1 protein-coding gene is annotated in these 570 nt (G+C 70.7%); it reads left to right on the forward strand.

All coding sequences use genetic code 11. From position 1 onward, the window contains the following. Window positions 1-570: hypothetical protein (locus FB586_RS19585; RefSeq protein ID WP_168800624.1), on the forward strand; the 570-nt coding region annotated here is incomplete at both ends.

The raw sequence follows: 570 nt of genomic DNA on the forward strand, positions 1-570 counted from the left end.
CGGAGCACATCGACCAGATCGGCCGGGTCCGGGTCGAGTCGGGCAGCAGCCGACCGGAGGACCTCCCCACGATCGAGGCGGGCGACGACGTCGCGCGTGCCTTCCTCCACCGCAGCCTCGGCGCGCGCGCCCCGGTCTCCGACGACTACCTGGATCGTTTCGGCCTGGCCACCTCGCTCGTCGACGTGCCGGAGTGGGCCTCGGTGATGGCGACCCGGGCGACACCGGGCTACATCCGCCGCGTCGAGGGGATGGCCCGCAAGGCGGAGTCGTACCGCGAGCACTTCCGCGCGATCCGGAGCGCGGGTGGCTCGAGGCTGCTCGACCTCGGACGTGTCGTCTACCTGCTGGCGCCCGAGCCGATGCACCTGGGGGACGAGTGGGCGAGCCTGGCGTCGGCCAACTCCAACCGGGTCTACTCCCTCGCCGACATCAACCTCGTGCTCAGCGAGTTCGCGGAGCTCTTCACCCTCGACTCCGGCTCGGAGGTCCCCACGGTCGAAGCGGTCAATCCGTTCGTCCGGGTGCTCTTCAGCGGCTTCGTCCCGTCGTCGAGCAGCGAGTACGTCG

The organism is Cellulomonas telluris (genome assembly GCF_004886325.1).
Classification (GTDB): Bacteria; Actinomycetota; Actinomycetes; order Actinomycetales; family Cellulomonadaceae; genus Cellulomonas; species Cellulomonas telluris.